This is a genomic window from Bosea sp. BIWAKO-01, assembly GCF_001748145.1.
Classification (GTDB): Bacteria; Pseudomonadota; Alphaproteobacteria; order Rhizobiales; family Beijerinckiaceae; genus Allobosea.
Genome location: NZ_BCQA01000001.1, coordinates 2,997,780 through 3,013,514 on the forward strand (window position 1 = coordinate 2,997,780; position 15,735 = coordinate 3,013,514).

Here is a 15,735-nt window from a genome sequence, read left to right on the forward strand (position 1 = left end):
CTTGGTTCGTGGGCCGGTGGCGATGTGCGCAATGACGGAGCGGACCCCACGCGCTTCGGCGGTGGTGTCCGGCTGGGCGCCCATGCAGTGGTTTTCGATACGCGGGCTGTCGGACACAATAGCGATCACGATCTGTCGCGCTTCCACGCGAGAGAGCTTCGCCTTCCGGCACTGGCGCCAAGACTTGTGCCTCCTCGCTGAAAGTGGTGGAACTCGCTCTCGACGCTTTCGGCGCTGCGTGCGAAGCTGCCCTTGTCCTCCACATTGCCCCGACTTGACTGCATGCGTCGTCGTTCCTTTCTGGCCGGTTTGGCGTCGTGCGGGGTCACTGCGTTTGCGCCGCCCGCGCGCTCGACCGAACGCCTGAAGCATGTCGCGGTCATGAGCAGCCTCCCGCTGGACACCCCGATCGTCCAGGCGAGGTTACAGGAGATCCGACAACGCCTTGCCGAGCGAGGCTGGATCGAGGGCCAGAATCTGCGCCTGGGCACGCGATTTTCGGGCTCGAGCGAGGCCGAGCTCGCGCAAGCGGCGGCGGAGCTGGTCCGGGAAAATCCCGATATCATCATTGTCAGCTCCAGTGCCGAAACCGCTGCTGTCCTCGCTTTGACCCGGACGATGCCGGTGCTGTTCGGCACGGCCTCTGATCCGGTCGGGAGCGGCTTCGTGCGTTCTTTGGAGCGGCCGGACGGCAATGCCACGGGGTTCAGCAACAACGACCCGGTCATGGCGGATAAATGGCTGGAATTGTTGACCGAGATTGCGCCCGAGACACGCAGGGTCGGTGTGGTCTTCAATCCGCGCACGACCCCTGCAGCAGGTGAAACCTATCTCGCGCGCCTGAGGAGGGCGGCGGCTGCCGATGCGCGGTTGTCCCTTGGTCCGGTGGCAGTGATGGATGCGAACGGCATCGAGGGTGCGATCGCGGAATTCGCAGGACAGGGCAGCGGTGGCGGCCTGGTGTTTCTGCCCGACAGCTTCACGTTTCGCCACGCGGCGCAATGTGCCAAGGCCAGCGCCCGGTATCGCCTGCCTGCCATCTATCCGTTCGACACCTTTACGCGCCAGGGCGGGCTGATGTCGTATACGGGGGGGCGGGACGAGGCGAGCGACCTCATCGCATCCTATAGCGACCTTATCTTGCGTGGTGCGAATGTCGCGGAGTTGCCGGTGCAGTTCTCGCGCAGCTTCGAACTGGTCATCAACGAAATGGCCGCCGCATCCCTGGGGTTGAGCGTGCCGCTTTCGCTCCGGATTCGCGCGACACGGATCGTTTCGTGACGCAGGGCGAGATTTCCCGGCCACGAGGTGCTCTCACCCGCAAATACGCGGTTTTCGTTGGAGTCGCGATCTGCCTCGCGCTTGGGCTCAATACGGCAATTGCAACGCTCTTCGCCTTCTCGGATCAGAGAGCGCTGGTGGTGCGCGTGCAGCAGGAGCAGGCCCAGGCCGCAGCGCAGCGGATCGGCGCCTTCGTGGCGGAGATCATGCAACATCTGGACTGGATCTCCCAAAGCGGCGCGAGCAACACTCCACCTGAGGAACGTCGCCTCGACGGCCTGCGGCTGCTGAGGCAGGTTCCGGCCATTCTCGAGTTGCGCCAGATCGATCCGGCCGGACGCGAGCAGCTCTCACTTTCACGGGTCAGCCGCGACCAGACCGGTGGCGACGTCAACTGGTCGACTGATCAGGGTTTCCAGACCGCCCTGGCGCAGGGCAGCTATCACAGCGATGTCCAATTCCGGCGCGGCTCAGAACCCTATATGACGCTGCTCAAGCGAGCAGCATCTCCGCTCTGGGTTGCACAGGCGACCGTCAACCTCGTCTTCATCCGTGATCTGGTGTCCAGGCTGAAGGTCGGTGAGACTGGTCGCGCGTATATCGTCACGGGTTCCGGGCGGTTGATCGCGCATCCCGATCTGCGCTTCGTACTCAGGAACACCAATCTTGCCGGCCTGGTGAGTGCGCATGAGGCGGCCGGAGTGACCCGTGCCGGACTTTCGATGACGGATATCGAAGGCCGGAAAGTGCTGTCCGTGATGGCTTCGGTCCCGGACCTCGACTGGAAGGTGGTGATCGACCTGCCAGAGAGCGAGGCTTTCGCATCGATCAAGGCGTCGCTCCTGCGCTCGCTTGTGCTTCTGGTCCTCGCCCTGTCCGCTGCCGTGCTAGCCGGCATCGTCTTGAGCCGGAAACTTGTCGCCCCGATCAAGGCCCTCGGCGACGGCGCCGCGCGAATTGGCCGAGGCGAATTGCACGAGCGGATCAGCATCGACACCGGCGATGAATTGCAACAGCTCGGCGAGCAGTTCAACCTGATGGCTCAGCGCCTTGAGGAAAGCCGCGCGGTTCTGGAGGACAAGGTCACGGAGCGTACGGCGGCGCTGGAGGCCGCTCTCGAACTTGCCTCGGCCGGGCAACGGGCGGCAGAAGAGGCGACGCGGGCAAAGTCCCGGTTTCTGGCGGTCGTCGGCCACGATATCCGCACGCCGCTCTCGGGCGTACTCGGGGTTCTGGAGCTTCTCGACCGTGGTCGCCTGAGCCAACGCGATCGCCGCCTCGTCGCCATGGCGGCGACCTCGGGCGAGGCCCTGGTCGATCTGGCCAATGCGACGCTTGACCTGTCCCGGCTGGAGGCAGGAACCGAAAGTCTGGATCTGCGCAATTTCGAGCTGGGCGCGCTCCTGAACGCCGCCGCCGCTTTGATGCGCCCCCTCGCCGAGCAGAAGGGACTTGTTCTCGCGTTGCGTCCGCCCCCATCCGGCGGCCTGCAGTTGCACGGCGATCCCGGCAAGATCCACCGGATCCTGATCAATCTCTTGCGTAATGCGATCAGTTTCACTGAGCGTGGCGAGATCGAATTCGGGGCTGAGCTCCAGACTGGGCCGCCTGCGGGAAGTTCAGAATTGACGCTCACCGTCCGCGACACGGGCATAGGCATCGACCCGGCGATGCAACGCCACATCTTCCACGACTTTGTGCAGGTCGACCCGGACACAGGCCGGCGCAATGGCGGGGTCGGGCTCGGGTTGGCGATTTGCAGCAAGCTGAGCGAACTGATGGGCGGTACGATTTCCGTTGTCAGCGATCGCGGGCAAGGCAGCACCTTCATTGTCCGTTTGCCCATGGTTGCGGCCAAGGCCGCCGCCCGGTCCGGGCATATGGCGACGGCGCAGCTGCAACGCGTGCTCGTGGTCGACGATGATCCTGTGACGCGAGAGGTCGCCCGGGTCATGGTGGGCAAGGCCGGCCACAAGGTGCAGGCCGTGGCCTCCGGCGAAGCAGCCCTGGCAACGCTGCGCAATCGCACCTTCGACATCGTCTTGCTCGACATGCACATGAGCGGGATCGACGGAATCGAAACCGCCCTCGCGGTCCGCGAACTGCCGGACATCACGCAACCCCGGATCGTCGCGCTGACGGCTGATGTCTCCCCGGAGACGATGCGGCGGATGCGAGCAGCAGGGCTGACGGCGATCCTGTCCAAGCCCATCACCTCCGCAGCGCTGCTGCAGGTCATAGGGCGAGGGAACAGCCGCAGCGGCCATGGTCCGGTTGTGTCCCTCTCTGTGGACCAACCCGTCGACGCAGCCTTCTTCCAGACCCAGAGTCGACTGATCGGAAGCGAGCGCACGCGGCAACTCGTGGCGCTCTTCGCCACCGTATCCGAGACAATCCTGAAGGGGATGCGGTCGGCGCTCCGGGCTGTCGACCGGGCTGAGCTCAGCCGATTGGCGCACCAGCTCGCGAGTTCCGCCGGAGCCGTCGGCCTCGGGCGTGTCTTCGCACAAGCCAGCGCCCTGGAGCGCGACGCAATGGTCGCCGATCGCGAGGAGCTTACCCTTGCCGTCGAAGCGCTGGACCGCGACCGTAGCGAGGCACTGGAGACCCTGGGCGGGTTTGGGGACAGGACGGCAGCCGGAGCGGCCCGTCAGGTGTTGCGTTCGACCGGCACGCCGAGCTTGTAGCCGATCCCGCTGACGGTCGCGATCATGCCCGGCTTTCCACCCTGTCCCAGCTTCCTCCGCAACCGCGCGACCAAGGCATCCACACTTCGCGCGTCGACATCGGTAAAGCGATTGCTGACGACCTCGATCAGATAGTCGCGACTCAAGGGGCGGCCATCGCTTTCGACGAGAGCTGCAAGCAAGTCGAATTCGCCTCGCGTCAGGCGAATAGGGTCGCCATTGATCGTTGCGAGCTCACGCCGCAGAAAATCCATGATGAAGGGGCCAAAGGTGGCCGTGGTGCTGCGCCGGGCCATGTCCCGCTCGATCTTGCGGCGCCGCAGCAGGGAGCGGGTTCTGGCGAGAAGGTCACGCAGGTCGACCGGCTTGTTGACATAGTGGTCACCGGCAAGCTCGAGGCCGACGATCCGATCGATGTCGGCATCGCGACGCGTCACGAAGATGATTCCAGCGTCGGAAACCGATTGAAGCTCCTTTGCCAGCTCGAACCCGTCTCCATCAGGCAGGACGACGTCGATGAAGATCAGTTCCGGCTTGAAGCGCTGGATCGTTCGCCTGGCCTGGGCGATGGTCTCCGCCTCCTGGACGTGAAACCCCTGGTCGATGAAATATCCCGCGATGACCGCGCGGGTGACGGGGTCATCTTCGACGATGACGAGCCGCTCGCGGGGTGTCGTATCCATCGGTCCTTGGTCTTCCCTGGCCATCCGAACGTCAACGAGGCCGTGCTACATCATCGAGCGGACGATCCAACAGCGACTGACGCGCCGCAACCTGCCAAAGCCCCGATTGTGAACGGCTGTTCGCTTTCCAAACGAAGCGGGGCGGTTTGCCTGCGGATAGTCGGCAACTCGCCCCGGCCAGCCGGACAGCGCAATTTGGGACTCGTGCTTCTTCCATGGCATGGCCGGCATCCTCGGTTCAAAGGCCTATTTCAAAGGGAGCCACTTTCCAGAGGGCAAATCACATCCAAACGCTGATCACATGCACGCGAATGGCAGTTGGGGGGCGCAAGGGCGACGGCTCGCAGCAGCCCTTGCGCGCAGGTTGCCCTATTTGATGCGAGGCGCCAGTGCCCGGTTGATGCGGCGATCATCGATCGCCTCGGCCAGCGCCAGATAGACCGGCAACAGCAATGCGGCGCGTCCAGAGGTCGAGGGGACGAGGAAGGCGGTGGCAATGATGACGAAGGTCACGGCGAAGAAGAGCGAGGATACGCGCGAGAAGGGCTGCAGCGCCGACAGGGCCAGGCGTTCGGCCAGGCCGGAAGCGCGCAGTGCGGCCGCGATCACGAAGGAACCGATCGACAGCCAGATCAACTCGCTGCCAAGTGCGAGATAAAGCTGTTCGGTCGGCACCGTTCGGGTTGCGACCAGGGTCGCTGCGGCCGCAAGGGCGATCAGCGTGTCGTCGATCGCCGTCATCGTCCAGCCGATGGTGGCGAGAGAGAAGACGATCAGCACGATCCTGGCATCCGGTGCCAGCGGGGCCCCGAACCAGATCGACGATGCCGCAGCCGATGCGAGGGCCATCGCGGCGAAACCGATGAATGTTCCGGGCGCGCTGGGGGGCGCCAGAGGCGCACCGGCATCTCGGGACGGCTGTACCGGCGCGATCACGACGGGAGGTGGGGGGAGGAGGCTGCTCATGTCGAGACAAACGAGCGAGACCGCGTCTTATTCCCTCAGTTCGCGCAGCAGTTGCTCAGTCCTCCGGGCGTGGCGGAGTTGACCCCCGCATGGACAGGGCCGGCGTCAGTTTCCCGACGCCGGCCCTGTCCTGTCTTGCGAAATATGAGGCTCAGGCAACCAGCTTCAGCTCGGCCTGGGCGGCGTTGATCGCCTGCTCGCGCGCCTCGGGACCGAAAGCGAGCTTCTCGACGCGAATGAAGGTGACATCGGTGATGCCCATGAAGCCGAACAGGGTGCGCAGATGCGGCTCCTGCGAGTCCATGATCTGGGCGGGCCCGCTGCTGTAGAGACCGCCGCGGCTCTCGACCACGATCGCACGCTTGCCGGTCATCAGGCCTTCCGGGCCGGATTCGGTGTAGCGGAAGGTCACACCGGCGCGCAGCACATAGTCGAACCAGGCCTTCAGCGTCGACGAGATGCCGAAATTGTACATCGGCGCGCCGACCACGATGATATCGGCCGCCTTCAGTTCCTCGACGAGCGCATCGGACAGCGTGCGGGCTTCTGCCTGGGCCGGGTTGGCCGGCTCGCCGCCGCGAATGGCGGTCGCGGAATCGAGGGTCAGATGCGGAACCGGGGCCAGGCCGATGTCACGTTCGACGACCTTCAGGCCAGGGTTCTGGGCGGTGAGGCGGGTGACGGTATCCTGGACGAGCTGCTTCGAAACGGAAGCCGAGCCGAGGGCGCTGCTGTTGAGAACGAGAAGGTTGGACATGGTTGCGATCCTGAAACGGAGGGAATGGCCTCGATGCGGTGCAACATAGCGGTTCACTTCACGCACCAGAACGCTCATAGTGGGAACCATACTGTTGCTCTCAGGGGAACACTCTCATGTCGGAGCTCGATGACATCCGCAGCTTCATCGCCGTGGTCGAGACCGGTGGCTTCGGGCGCGCGAGCAAGGTGCTGGGTCTGTCGAAGTCGATCGTCAGCCGTCGCATCGCTCGACTCGAGGCCGATCTCGGTACCCGGCTGCTCAGCCGCACGACCCGCGGCATCAGCCCGACGGAGGCCGGGATCGAGTTCAAGGCGCGCGGCGAACGCATCCTTGCGGATCTCGCGGAGGCGCGTGAATCGGTGGCGCAGCAGACCGGTGGCGTTGCCGGGAGGCTGCGCCTGTCGATGCCGCTGACCTTCGGCGTGCGCCATGTCGCGCCGGTCCTTGCCGAGCTGGCGCATCGTCATCCCAAGCTGGAGCTCGATGTCGAGGCCAGCGACCGCTATGTCGATCTGATCGGCGAACGTTTCGATGCGGCGATCCGGATCGGCACGCTCAAGGATTCCAGCCTGGTCGCCCGGCGCATCGCGCCGGTCTACGGAGCCGTGGTCGCAAGCCCGGGCTATCTCGATCGCAGGGGGCGCCCCATCTCGCCGCTCGACCTGACCGAGCACGACTGCCTCATCTATACCGGTACAGCGACGACGGACTGGACCTTCCGGATGAGCAAACGCTGGGTTTCGGTCAGGCCGACCGGCCGGATGCGCTCGGACAGTGGCGAGACCCTGGCGGAATGGGCGGAGGCGGGGCTCGGGCTCGCCGTGCTGCCGACCTTCATGCTCACGGACGCGATCAGCAGAGGCGCGCTCGAGCATTTGTTGCTGGACTATCCGATGAAGGAGCAGGGGCTCTTTGTCGTGCGCCCACCAGGCGCCTATGTCCCCGGCAAAGTGCGCGTTCTGATCGATCTCCTGGTCGAGCATTTCGGAGGCGAGCCGAGCTGGGATCGCTGCCAGATGGCGGCGAAGGCGCGCGGATTGTCCTTCGGCGCGGAGTCGGTTTCCGATGATGCCGTCGCGCCGGAAGCCGGGCTGCCTGCACATCAATTGGCGTGATCTTCGGCATCACATGTTTTGGCGTTGCATTCCTTGAACGAGCGGCCAGTCTGCGCGCGCTCACAAACGGAGATTGCGATGCTGCTCGTTGGAATGCTGGACAGTCCCTATGTGCGGCGCGCCGCCATTACCGGAACCCTGCTGGGGATCGAATTCGAGGATCGCTCGGTCTCCGTGTTCCGCCATATGGATGCGTTCCGGGCTATCAATCCATTGATCAAGGCACCCTCGCTGGTTTGCGACGATGGCACGGTGATCAGCGAGTCGCTGCTGATCATCCAGCATTTCGAGGATGTCGCCGGCCGTTCCCTGCGACCGATCGAAGACACCGCGCGGGTCCGTGATCTCAGCCTGACCGGCATTGGCATCGTCGCGGCGGACAAAGCCGTCTCGGTGGAATATGAGCGCAAGCGCCCCGAAGCTCAACGCTACGCGCCCTGGCAGGAGCGGATCGTGACGCAGTTGCACACTGCACTCGATCTGCTGGATCAGGCAGCCCAGCGTGGCGAACTGGGCTCGGGGCCGGAGCTCGAGCCTGCCGATATTGCAGCCGCCATCGCCTGGGGGTTCTGCCGTTTCGTGATCCCGGACTATGTCGAGGAGATGCGCTGGCCGGCTCTTGCTGCTCAGGCACGCGCCTGCGAGCAGCTTGCCGTGTTCAAGGCCTGGCCAATCGACCGGGAGTGAGCACCCGGTCCAGCCTGCTCAGTTCTGGACGAAGTTCGTCGGCAGCGGTTTGACCGCAGGGCCGCTGAAGCTGCCGGTCTTGGCGTCGCTCGGATCGGCATGGCTGAAGCCGAGCGAGGCGGCAGGGCCGGGGCCCTGGACCCAGCCGGGTGGCGGGGCCGAGGCGGCCTTGGCGCGTGCGGTCGCAACCGTCACCTTGCGGCCCTCGGGGGCGGGACGGCTGACGGCGGCGAAGAGCGAGTCCAGGTTCGAACGATCGGCCTCATATTGCGCAACGATCGGCGTGGGGGCAGGGCTGCCACCGTTGTTCCGCTCGGTCCGGGCAATCACCGTGCTTCCGAGTTGCGGCCGGCTCGGCGGCATCGGATGAGTGATCGTGACCAGCTTGCCTTCCTGCTGGACGGCCGGCACCGGGTCGGCATCGCTGCCGCGCAACGAGGCTGTGGCTAGGTTCGCAAAGGCGACCGGACGCGACGGGGGCAGCGGGGCGGCCATCGGCTTGCCGGCGACGATCGTCTCGACCAGGGCCGTCATTTCGCCGGGACGGCGCGGCGGCAGCGAGGCCAAGATCAATTTCTGCTCCTCGCCGGGGCGGCCGCCGGGCGCAAGCTGAGGTGCGAAGGCAAGTGCTCCACCTTGCTGCGGCAGTGCAGCAACCTGGACAACGCCCTGCTGCCCAGCCGGCGGTGTGAGGCCGCCAGGGCGTGCGATGGGAAGCGGCGCGTCGATCAGCTTCGGCCTGACCTCTTCGGGAGCGGGCGCTGGTGCGAGCGCCGCGACCTGAACCGGCGGCTCCGCCGGGACCGGTGCCTGACGGCTTGGGCGGGCCACGCGCGGGGCTGGCTCCGGCGCCGGGGCTGCAACGAGCGATGCGCCAAAGCGCGTGCCGCCATCCTCCGAGCTGCTGTCGGCGTAATTCTGTCGGGCATAGGCCATGACGACCGGTTGCGGCTTCGGCGCGGGGGCGCGCCCGCGCTGAGGCCGCGCATCCGCTTCCTCGTCATCGCCGCCGAAGAGGGCGGCCCACAGGCTCTTGCGCCCGGATGAGATCACCGCGCCTTCATCGAGATCGGCGGCGGCATAACCAGCCACGGCGCCACCGCGCGCCAGGACATCGGCCTTGGCCAGCTCGTATCCGGCGAGCGGCTGGCCATCGGCCGGCAGATGCACGGTCTTCTCGTCGGGGAAGAGGCGCACCAGCTGGTCGCGCGTCATGCGCGGCCACGAGCGGACCGAGCCGGCATCGAGATGGACGAATGGCGTATGCGCGCCCGGATAGAAGCCGACGCCGCCGCGTTGCAGCCGCATGCCGGCTTCGCGAATCCTGGCTGTCGGGGTATCCGGCAGGTAGAAGTCCATCGCCTTGCCAAGCGTGTGCTGGCTATGCTTGGCGACGCCGCGCGAGCGTCGGCGCAGCATCGAATTGGTACCGGGCGAGCGATAGGCTGAGACGACGTGGAAGGGCTGTTCGGAGCCGACGGTGCGCTGAACCTCCCAGGCGACGTCGAACAGGCGCGGGTCCATCTTGATCGGTTCGTCGATGCGCCAGTCGCGCAGGGCCCAGTTCAGCTTCTCCAGACCTTCGGCGACATAACGTCCGTCACGCTTGAAGGTTACGGTGATCTCTTCCTTGGTGTGCATGTGCCGGATGGAGATCGTGCGCGTGTCACCATTGGCGACGGCGTTCTGCGTGCCGCGAATGCCGCAGACGAGGGCCGCGAACGCAATCGCCATCGTCAATCCGCCACGGAACCCCGGCGTTACGCGTAGCAGAAGCCGTCTCGGCATGGTGGCTGAGGATCTGCTCAAGCTACTTGACCCGTCTCGATGCGCCGGCAAGGAGCTCGGCAAACGTCAACGAACAGTTGCGGAGATGCCTTAATAGCAGGTTAACAAGCAGGTAACCTGTACGCTACGATTCTTTCTACCCAGGCTGGCTAGCTGTGGATCGTGGCGAAAAAGTGCCCGATCCCATATTTCGCCACGATCTCAGCCCCGCTGCTCCAGAGCCTGCCGCACCATGCGGTGGAAGCCGTAGATATCGTCGAAGGTCACCAGCTTGCCGTCCGGCTGGACGACATGAGTGTTGTAGACGAGGTGGATCTGCAGCGGCTGCGGCAGCCGGATGGTGCGCTCGCCGGAGCCGATCAGACGCTTCAGACGCTCTGTCGTCCATTCCGGGCCGAGCACCTGGTCGGCAAGCAGGAAAGGATTGTCGACGCGCACGCAGCCATGGCTATAGGCCCGGCGATCCGTCGCGAAGAGCCGGCGGTTCGGCGTGTCATGCAGGTAGACGGCATGGTCGTTCGGGAACATGAACTTGATCCAGCCGAGCGCGTTGCGCTCGCCCGGCGGCTGGCGCACCGAGATGTTGTTGCCGCGGCGGGTCACGACGTAGCCGCGCTTGGCGGCATAGTCCGGATCGGCGGCGAGACCGGGCAGGAATTCCTTCTTCAGGATCGATGGCGGCACGAACCAGGACGGGTTGACCACGACATGGTCCATCCGGTGCGAGAAAATCGGCGTCGCCGATTCAGGCTTGCCGACGATGGTGCGGGCGTGGTGCACCACCTTGCCGTCGCGGATCACCCGCATCTGGAATTCCGGCACATTCACCATGATATGGGTCTGGCCGAGATCGGCGGGCAGCCAGCGCCAGCGCTCCATTTGCGCGACGATGTCCTGTTGGGCGCGGTTCGTCGCCGGCGTGCCGAGCGCCGCAATCGTCTGGGCGCTGAGGATGCCGTTGGCGCGCAGGCCTGCCTGTTTCTGGAACTCGGCGACTGCGGTGGCGGTCGAGCGATCGAACACAGCCTCATCGGACGGGCCGAGGCCGAGCCGGGCGCGGATCAGGTGTACGCGCTCGTCGCGCATGCCGAGCTTGAGCGGAGGGCCGGCGGGAATGCGCACCATGGGCGTATCGTCCTGGTGATGGCGCAGTTCGGCGAGCTTGGCCTTCAGCCGGCGATAGCCCTCATGCGGCGGGTTGTAGGCCGCCAGCACCTTGCCCGGATCGGGAACAGCCGCGATCTCGGAGAGGACCTCGGTGGCGGAGGGGAGATACAGCGTCGGCGTGAGCAGCTTGGAAAGCCGGCGCGGGTCGATGCGGGCGCCGCGCGCGTCGCGGGCATAAAGCACGGCGAGCGCGGAAAGCCGGACATCGGCCTCGGCGAGGCTGCCCTTGTCGCTGGCCTCGAAAACCGGCAGCGGATAGTCGGTCGGTCGCAGGCCATCCTCGCCGGCGCGGCTCAGTTGCGCCACGAGCAGCTTGGCGGCCGCGCTCCAGCCCTTGCCGTCGATCCAGAAGGGACGGTTCTCGAAAGCCTGATAGGCGGCGAGGATCTCGCTGCGCTCGCGTTCCGCGAGGCGCGGCAATGCCAGCGCTTCCGCCGCACGTTCGGTGATTTCGGCGGCGAGCGCCGGCCCGGCGGGAAGCTCGACCACGGCCTTGGGCAAGTCCGGCGGCGCAATCACGGGTTCGGCGGAGCGCAGCGGCGCAGGCCTGGCGGCGGGGGCAAGCGCTGGATCGGAGGGCGGCAGATCGATGGCTGGGATGTCGAGCACCACAGGCTCGTCGAGGTCGACGCCGGGCGTCGTGGCAGGTGTCGGCGGGACCTCGAGCGGAGCAAGCCCGCCCTGTGGCTGGACCGAGGGGGCAACAGTGCCCGTCACCATCTCCCGCTCGGCGTTCCCGGCCTTGGGGGCGGTCTCGATCGTGACGACAACCTCTGGCAAGACCGGGGGCGTCAGGCTCTCGGGCGGCTTGTCGCCGTTCAGGATCAGCAGTGCCGGCTGCTCGGGCAGGGCAATGCCGAGTTCAGGCTCAGGAGTGCCTTGCGCAAGCGCATATCCGGTGCCGAGGGCCATGGCCAGGACCGATGCAGAAGCAAAGCTCGCCCAGTGGCGACGACGCATGGTCCAGTTCCTTATAGCTCTGCCTGATATCCGCGATACCTGCGTGACTCGGCCTGTTTCGACAAGATGCGGGGGTGCAACAGCGGGCATCTTTCAGCTCTATAACGCCTATGCCGCATCCGAGTTCGTGGATGCGGCATCGCCCTCGATCAGCCCGTAATCCTTGAGTTTGCGATAGAGCGTCGAGCGACCGATGCCGAGCTTGCGCGAGACCTCGGACATGTGTCCGCGATAATGCGCCAGGGCGAATTTGATGATCTCGCGCTCGAGCTCTTCGAGCCTGCGGATGTCGGAGCCTGCGACCAAATCGAGCGCGTTGGGATCGCGCACCGGCACCTGAATGATGCGCGGCGCCTCGTCGCGCGGCTCGGGGCGAGCGGTTGCGGTTGGCGCGGCCGGAATATGGACCTCAAAGCCTTCCATCTGCGCCGCGATCTGGGGGAATTCGGCGATGGTCAGTTCATCGCCATCCGCGAGCACGACCGCCCGGAACATCGCATTCTCGAGCTGGCGGACATTGCCCGGCCAGTCGTAGCCGTTGATCAGGTTGAGAGCCTCTGGCGAGATCGCCCGCAGCTTCTTGCCCTCTTCGGCCGCGAAACGCACGAGGAAGCCGCGGGCCAGATCGGCGATGTCCTCCCAGCGTTGCCGCAGTGGCGGCAGCGTGATCGGGAAGACATTCAGGCGATAGTAGAGATCCTCGCGAAATTCTCCGCGCTTCACCTGATCGAGCAGGCTCTTGTTGGTGGCTGAAATGATCCGGATGTCGACGCGCACCGATTTCTTGCCGCCGACAGGGTCGACCTCGCCTTCCTGGATCGCACGCAGGAGCTTGACCTGGGCATCGAGCGGCAATTCACCGACTTCGTCGAGGAAGAGCGTGCCGCCATTGGCTTCGACGAACTTGCCGATATGGCGTTCGGTGGCGCCGGTGAAGGCGCCCTTTTCGTGGCCGAACAGGATGGATTCGACGAGGTTATGCGGGATTGCGCCGCAGTTCACCGTGACGAAGGGCTTGCCCTTGCGGTCGCTGGAGCCCTGGATGGCGCGCGCCAGCACCTCCTTGCCGACGCCGGATTCGCCCTCGATCAGGATCGGGATGTTCGATTTCGCGGCGCGTTCGGCCAGTCCGATGACGCGGCCCATGTCCGGGCTCTTGGTGGCGAGGTCGCGGAAGCCGAGCTGCCCCGAGGCGCGGCGCTTGAGATAGCGCAGTTCATGTTCCAGCGCGCCGAGCTTAAGCGCGTTCTTGATCGATATCTGCAGCCGCTCGGTGCCGACCGGCTTGACCACGAAATCGACGGCGCCGGCGCGCATCGCCGAGACCACGGTTTCGATCGAGCCGTTCGCGGTCTGCACGATCACCGGCGTGTCGATGCCGCGTTCACGCAGCCGGGAGAGCACGCCCATGCCATCGAGATTGGGCATGACCAGGTCGAGAACCACAGCGTCGAAGGCTCCGGTCTCGCCATTGCCGAGCAGGGCAAGCGCCTCGTCGCCGCTCTCGGTCACGACGACGTCATAGCCGAAGCGCTTGAGCATGGCGTCGAGCAGTCGGCGCTGAACGGGATCGTCATCAACGACGAGAACGGTGGTTGTCATGACACCTCGATGCCGGTCGCTGCAGAATCAGTGTTCCGTTTCGGGGCACTGTCATCCAGAACGGTTAAGCCGCTCTTAAGCGCAGGCGGCGGGCGGCGGCGTTGATCGCGCGGCCTTGTCCGCGCATATGGGTATGGATGGTTTCGCCAGCGAGGTGCCTTTGACATGACGACTGCTTTCGACGGGACGATCTCCGCCAACGTCGCAAGAAGCGCGGCGAGCAGCGCCGCCAAGACCGCGAAGGCGCTGGGCAAGCTGCCGGAATGGGATCTCAGCCATCTCTATCCGTCGATGGATTCGCCCGAGTTCAGCGCCGATCTCGACCGCGCGCTGACCGACTCGCAGCGTTTCGCCGCACTCTATCGCGGCAAGCTGGCGGATCTCGCCGCCCGTGACGACGCAAGCGCGACACTGGCCGAGGCTGTGCGAGCCTATGAGCAGCTGGACGATCTGCTCGGCAAGATCATGTCCTATGCCGGCCTCGTCTACTCCGGCGACACCACCGATCCGAAGCGCGCCAAGTTCTATGGTGACACCCAGGACCGGATGACGACCGCCTCGACCGAATTGCTGTTCTTCGGGCTCGAACTCAACCGCCTCGACGAGGCGCTGCTGGCCAAGGTCGCGGCCGGGCCGCCGCTGAGCCATTGGCAGCCCTGGATCGAGGATCTCGCCAAGGACAAGCCGCACCAGCTCGAAGACCGGATCGAGGAACTGTTCCACGAGAAGTCGGTGACGGGGCGCGGTGCCTGGAACCGGCTCTTCGACGAGACCGTCGCCTCGCTGCGGTTCACGGTGAATGGCGAGGAGCTGACGCTCGAGCTCACCCTGAACAAGCTGCAGGATGCCGACGGCGCGGTGCGCAAGGCTGCGGCCGAAGCGCTGGGCACAGTGCTGCGCGGCAATCTGCGCACGTTCTCGCTGATCACCAACACTTTGGCCAAGGACAAGGAAATCTCCGACCGCTGGCGCAAATTCGAGGATGTCGCCGATTCGCGGCATTTGGCGAACCGGGTCGAGCGAGAGGTCGTCGATGCCCTGGTCGCGGCTGTGCGCGAGGCCTATCCGCGCCTGTCGCACCGCTACTACAAGTTGAAGGCGCGCTGGTTTGGCCGCGAGGCGCTCGATTACTGGGACCGCAACGCGCCATTGCCGAAGGTCGAGCAGCGCACGATACCCTGGACCGAGGCGCGCGACACGGTTCTCGACGCCTATGGCGCCTTTTCGCCGGAGATGGCTGGCATTGCCCGGCGCTTCTTTGACGAGGGCTGGATCGATGCGCCGGCCCGGCCGGGCAAGGCGCCCGGCGCCTTCGCGCACCCGACCGTGCCGTCAGTCCACCCCTATGTCCTGCTGAACTACCAGGGCAAGCCGCGCGACGTGATGACACTCGCCCATGAGCTCGGGCATGGCGTGCATCAGGTTCTGGCAGCGCCGAACGGGGCGCTGATGGCACCGACGCCGCTGACCCTGGCGGAGACGGCGAGCGTCTTCGGGGAGATGCTCACCTTCCGCAAGCTGCTCGACGGAACCACCGATCCGAAGCAGCGCAAGGCGATGCTGGCGGCCAAGGTCGAGGACATGATCAATACGGTCGTGCGCCAGATCGCGTTCTACTCCTTCGAGCGCAAGGTGCATGAAGCGCGCAAGGCAGGCGAGCTGACGGCGGACCAGCTTTGCGAACTCTGGATGAGCGTGCAGGCGGAAAGTCTCGGGCCGGCGATCACGCTTGGACCGGGCTATGAGCCGTTCTGGGCCTATATCCCGCATTTCATTCATTCGCCCTTCTACGTCTACGCCTATGCCTTCGGGGATTGCCTGGTGAACTCGCTTTACGGCGTCTATCAGAACTCGGCCGGGGGCTTTCAGGAGCGCTATTTCGCCTTGCTCTCGGCCGGTGGAACCAAGCACCACTCCGAGCTTTTGAAGCCGTTTGGTCTCGATGCGCGCGATCCCGCTTTCTGGCAGATCGGCCTCACCATGATCGAGGGGCTGATCATCGAGCTGGAAGGAATGGCGTGAGGCCGCAATAGCGCTGG

Annotated in this window: 11 protein-coding genes; 5 read left to right on the forward strand and 6 right to left on the reverse strand. The window is 65.4% G+C overall.

Going from position 1 to position 15,735, the window contains the following annotated elements:
* Window positions 1-381 precede the first annotated feature (381 nt).
* Both BIWAKO_RS13855 and BIWAKO_RS13860 read left to right on the forward strand, forming a co-directional pair.
* Window positions 382-1,281 carry an ABC transporter substrate-binding protein gene (locus tag BIWAKO_RS13855; protein WP_176733317.1) on the forward strand — a complete coding sequence of 300 codons (900 nt, stop codon included), beginning with the start codon at window positions 382-384 and terminating at the stop codon, window positions 1,279-1,281.
* Window positions 1,278-3,968: an ATP-binding protein gene (locus tag BIWAKO_RS13860; protein ID WP_069879159.1), complete on the forward strand. Its 2,691-nt coding sequence runs from the start codon at window positions 1,278-1,280 to the stop codon at window positions 3,966-3,968. The genes BIWAKO_RS13855 and BIWAKO_RS13860 overlap by 4 nt, the downstream gene beginning before the upstream one ends.
* Here BIWAKO_RS13860 and BIWAKO_RS13865 read toward each other — a convergent pair.
* The 3 genes from BIWAKO_RS13865 to BIWAKO_RS13875 all read right to left on the reverse strand — a co-directional run bounded on the left by BIWAKO_RS13865 (window position 3,932) and on the right by BIWAKO_RS13875 (window position 6,374).
* Window positions 3,932-4,651, reverse strand: coding sequence for a response regulator (locus BIWAKO_RS13865; RefSeq protein WP_069879160.1), 720 nt, complete (start codon window positions 4,649-4,651; stop codon window positions 3,932-3,934). The two genes, BIWAKO_RS13860 and BIWAKO_RS13865, sit on opposite strands and share 37 nt — an antisense overlap.
* Before the next feature lie 369 nt (window positions 4,652-5,020).
* Window positions 5,021-5,500, reverse strand: coding sequence for an SLC13 family permease (locus tag BIWAKO_RS13870; protein ID WP_069879161.1), 480 nt, complete (start codon window positions 5,498-5,500; stop codon window positions 5,021-5,023).
* Between the two features lie 268 nt (window positions 5,501-5,768).
* Window positions 5,769-6,374 carry an FMN-dependent NADH-azoreductase gene (locus BIWAKO_RS13875; protein ID WP_069882471.1) on the reverse strand — a complete coding sequence of 202 codons (606 nt, stop codon included), beginning with the start codon at window positions 6,372-6,374 and terminating at the stop codon, window positions 5,769-5,771.
* Between the two features lie 116 nt (window positions 6,375-6,490).
* Here BIWAKO_RS13875 and BIWAKO_RS13880 point away from each other — a divergent pair, with 116 nt between their 5' ends.
* Window positions 6,491-7,492: a LysR family transcriptional regulator gene (locus BIWAKO_RS13880; RefSeq protein WP_069879162.1), complete on the forward strand. Its 1,002-nt coding sequence runs from the start codon at window positions 6,491-6,493 to the stop codon at window positions 7,490-7,492.
* Between the two features lie 78 nt (window positions 7,493-7,570).
* Window positions 7,571-8,179, forward strand: a complete 609-nt coding sequence (locus tag BIWAKO_RS13885; protein WP_069879163.1) for a glutathione S-transferase family protein — start codon at window positions 7,571-7,573, stop codon at window positions 8,177-8,179.
* Window positions 8,180-8,197: 18 nt separating this feature from the next.
* Here BIWAKO_RS13885 and BIWAKO_RS13890 read toward each other — a convergent pair whose 3' ends face one another.
* The 3 genes from BIWAKO_RS13890 to BIWAKO_RS13900 all read right to left on the reverse strand — a co-directional run bounded on the left by BIWAKO_RS13890 (window position 8,198) and on the right by BIWAKO_RS13900 (window position 13,696).
* A complete protein-coding gene (locus tag BIWAKO_RS13890) occupies window positions 8,198-9,913 on the reverse strand; it encodes a peptidoglycan L,D-endopeptidase MepK (protein ID WP_069879164.1) in 1,716 nt (571 codons plus the stop codon).
* A 255-nt stretch (window positions 9,914-10,168) separates the two neighbouring features.
* Window positions 10,169-12,094, reverse strand: a complete 1,926-nt coding sequence (locus BIWAKO_RS13895; RefSeq protein WP_176733318.1) for a L,D-transpeptidase family protein — start codon at window positions 12,092-12,094, stop codon at window positions 10,169-10,171.
* Window positions 12,095-12,202: 108 nt separating this feature from the next.
* On the reverse strand, window positions 12,203-13,696 hold the full coding sequence (locus BIWAKO_RS13900) for a sigma-54-dependent transcriptional regulator (protein WP_069879166.1): 1,494 nt from the start codon (window positions 13,694-13,696) through the stop codon (window positions 12,203-12,205).
* A 165-nt stretch (window positions 13,697-13,861) separates the two neighbouring features.
* Between BIWAKO_RS13900 and BIWAKO_RS13905 the strand changes: the two genes are divergently transcribed.
* Window positions 13,862-15,718, forward strand: coding sequence for a M3 family oligoendopeptidase (locus BIWAKO_RS13905; RefSeq protein WP_084651377.1), 1,857 nt, complete (start codon window positions 13,862-13,864; stop codon window positions 15,716-15,718).
* Window positions 15,719-15,735 lie beyond the last annotated feature (17 nt).